Raw genomic sequence first — 3,660 nt, 5'->3', positions numbered from 1 at the left:
GGGAACCCACCGAACACCCATCCGCTCCACGCCCACGGATGCGCCCACGGGCGCAGCGACCGACGGACAGCGGGGAACACCCACCTCGGCCGGCCGGTGGTGATGCCCCGGGCCAGGAAGGGGCGCCGACCCCGGCGCCCCTTCCTGTCACACGGCTAGTCCCGCGCGAACACCCGCTGGATGAGGTCGGCCTGCTCGGCGGCGTGCCGCTTCGCGCTGCCCGCGGCGGGCGACGCCGACGCCGGTCGGGACACGAGGCGCAGCTTCCGGTCGACCGGCGAGTGCAGAGCCTGTAGCTGCACGAACGGGGCCGCACCCTGGTTCGCGGGCTCGTCCTGCGCCCACACGAGCTCGGCGTGCTCCGGGTAGGAGGCGACGAGGTCGAGGAGCTCCTGCCTCGGCACCGGGTAGTACTGCTCGACCCGCACGAGGGCCGTCCGCAGGTCGTCGCGCTTCGTGGCCTCGGCGAGCAGGTCGTAGTGGATCTTGCCGCTGTGGAGCACGACCCGGTCCACCTGCGACCTGTCCTGGATCCGCGCGTCGTCGATCACCGGCTGGAACCGGCCCTGCGTCAGGTCTTCGACCGAGCTCGTCGCACCGCGGAGCCGGAGCATCGACTTCGGCGTGAACACGATGAGCGGGCGGCGCGGCTGGGCGTAGGCGTGGCGGCGCAGCAGGTGGAAGTACGACGCGGGGGTCGACGGCTGCGCGACGGTCATGTTCCGCTGTGCGGCGAGCTGGAGGTAGCGCTCGATCCTGGCCGAGGAGTGGTCGGGCCCCTGGCCCTCGTACCCGTGGGGGAGCAGCAGCACGACGCTCGAGCGCTGGCCCCACTTCTGCTCGGAGGACGAGATGAACTCGTCGATCACGATCTGGGCACCGTTCGCGAAGTCGCCGAACTGCGCCTCCCAGCAGACGAGCGCATCCGGCCGCTCGACCGAGTAGCCGTACTCGAACGCCATCGCCGCGTACTCCGACAGCAGCGAGTCGTAGATCCAGAAGTGCGCCTGGTCCTGCGCGAGGTTCGTGAGCGGGATCCACTCGGCGCCGGTCTCCCGGTCGTGCAGCACCGCGTGCCGCTGGGTGAACGTGCCGCGGCCGGTGTCCTGGCCGGAGAACCGAACGGGGCGCCCCTCGATCAGCAGGGTGCCGAGGGCGAGCAGCTCGCCGAACGCCCAGTCGATCCCGCCGCTGCGGGTCATCTCGACCCGCTTGTTCAGCACCGCCTGGAGCTTCGGATGCACGGTGAAGCCGTCGGGGGAGTCGCCGAACGCGTCGCCGATCCGCTGCAGCACCTCCGCCGGCACGGCGGTATCGGGGTCCTGGTCCTCGGTCTCGCCGCCGGAGCGGTCGGACCCGATGCCGCCGCCCTGCTGCACGGTGGGGATGGTGCCGGTCTGGGCGGCGTGGGTCTCGGCGAAGGCCTGCTCGAGCCGCGACTGGAAGTCGCGGTGCGCCTCGTCGTAGATCTCCTGCGTGATGTCGCCGCGGCCGACGAGCGCCTCGGTGTAGAGCTTGCGGACGCTGCGCTTCGCCTCGATGAGGTTGTACATGAGCGGCTGCGTCATCGACGGGTCGTCGCCCTCGTTGTGACCGCGCCGGCGGTAGCAGACGAGGTCGATGACGACGTCGCGGTGGAACTCCTGCCGGTACCCGAAGGCGAGCTCCGCGACGCGGGCGACGGCCTCGGGGTCGTCGCCGTTCACGTGGAAGACCGGGGCCTGGATCGTCTTCGCGACGTCCGTGGCGTAGACCGAGGAGCGCGAGTCGATCGGCGGGGTCGTGAAGCCGATCTGGTTGTTCACGACGATGTGGATCGTGCCACCGGTGCGGTAGCCGCGCAGCTGGCTCATCTGCAGCGTCTCGACGACGACGCCCTGGCCGGCCATGGCCGCGTCGCCGTGCACCAGCAGCGGCAGCACGCGGAACGTCGCGACGGGGTCGCGGTCCTGCTTCGCGCGGACGATGCCCTCGAGCACCCCGTCGACCGTCTCGAGGTGGGACGGGTTCGCCGCCAGCTCGATCGGAAGGGTGGCACCGTTCGCCGACACGTACTCGCCCTCGGTGCCGAGGTGGTACTTCACGTCGCCGGAGCCGTGCACGGTCCGCGGGTCCTGGGTGCCCTCGAACTCACGGAAGATCTGGCCGTAGGTCTTGCCGCAGATGTTCGTGAGCACGTTCAGCCGGCCGCGGTGCGCCATGCCGAGTGCGGCCGCGTCGAGCGCGTCGGCCTCGGTGGCGCGCTGCAGCACGGTGTCGAGCAGCGTGATGAGGCTCTCGCTGCCCTCGAGGCTGAACCGCTTCTGCCCGACGTACTTCGTCTGCAGGAAGGTCTCGAACGCCTCCGCCTGGTTGAGCTTCGAGAGGATGCGCATCTGCTCGGTGTGCGTCGGCTTCTTGTACGGCCGCTCGAGCGACTCCTGGAACCAGCCGCGCTGCACCGGGTCCTGGATGTGCATGTACTCGACGCCGACCGTGCGGCAGTAGGTGTCGCGCAGCAGCCCGAGCACCTCGCGCAGCTTCATCGAGCGCCGGCCGCCGAAGCCGCCGACCACGAACTCGCGGTCGAGGTCCCAGAAGGTGAGGCCGTGGTTGCGGATGTCGAGGTCCGGGTGCATCCGCTGCTGGTAGACGAGCGGGTCGACGTCCGCGAGCAGGTGCCCGCGCACCCGGTAGGAGTTGATGAGCTCCTGCACCCTTGCGGTCTTCGAGACGTTGTCGGCGAGGTCGACGTTGACGTCCTGCGCCCAGTGGATCGGGTCGGACGGCACGCGCAGCGCCGCGAAGACCTCCTCGTAGAAGTGCTGCTCGCCGATCAGCAGCGCGTGCACGATCTTCAGGAACTCGCCCGAGCCCGCACCCTGGATGACCCGGTGGTCGTAGGTGGAGGTGAGGGTGATCGTCTTGCTGATCCCGAGGTCGACGAGGGTCTTCTCGCTCGCGCCCTGGAACTCGGCGGGGTACTCGAGCGCGCCGGCGCCGATGATGCAGCCCTGGCCGCCCATCAGCCGCGGCACGGAGTGCACGGTGCCGATGCCGCCCGGGTTCGTGAGCGACAGCGTCGTGCCCGCGAAGTCGTCGGCCCCGAGCTTGTTCGCCCTGGCGCGCTGCACGAGTTCGTCGTAGGCGGCGACGAACTCGGCGAAGGTCATCGTCTCGGCACGCTTGATGCTCGGCACGAGCAGCGCGCGGGTGCCGTCGGGCTTCGGCATGTCGATCGCGAGCCCGAGGTTGATGTGGCCCGGCTGCACGAGGGACGGCTTGCCGTCGACCTCGGCGTAGTGCACGTTCTGCGACGGGAACTGGACCAGCGCCTTGACGAGCGCCCAGCCGATCATGTGCGTGAAGCTCACCTTGCCGCCGCGGGCGCGACGCAGGTGGTTGTTGATGACGATCCGGTTGTCGATCATCAGCTTCGCCGGGATGGTGCGCACGCTCGTCGCCGTCGGGATGCTGAGTGAGGCATCCATGTTCGTGGCGAGCGTCTTCGCCATGCCGCGCAGGGGCGTGACCTGGTCGTCGTTCGCGGTGACGGTGCGGGCGGCGGCGCGCGGCGCATCCGCGGGGATGGCCTGGGTCTTCGGGCCGACGGAGGTGCGGGCGGCGCTGCGGGGCGCGGCCGGCGCCGGGCTCGGCGAGGAGGCGGCGCGGACCGCGTCG

Annotated in this window: 1 protein-coding gene; it reads right to left on the bottom strand. The window is 70.5% G+C overall.

What is annotated here, in order from left to right; genetic code table 11:
* Positions 1 to 155: 155 nt before the first annotated feature.
* Positions 156 to 3,660, bottom strand: a 3,505-nt coding sequence (locus tag JWQ92_RS07740) for a multifunctional oxoglutarate decarboxylase/oxoglutarate dehydrogenase thiamine pyrophosphate-binding subunit/dihydrolipoyllysine-residue succinyltransferase subunit (protein ID WP_297343887.1), incomplete at its 5' end; no start/stop codon positions are given.

Origin of the sequence: Amnibacterium sp. (assembly GCF_025463795.1) — a bacterium.
Classification (GTDB): Bacteria; Actinomycetota; Actinomycetes; order Actinomycetales; family Microbacteriaceae; genus Amnibacterium.
This window is presented reverse-complemented; position numbering and strand designations above follow the sequence as displayed.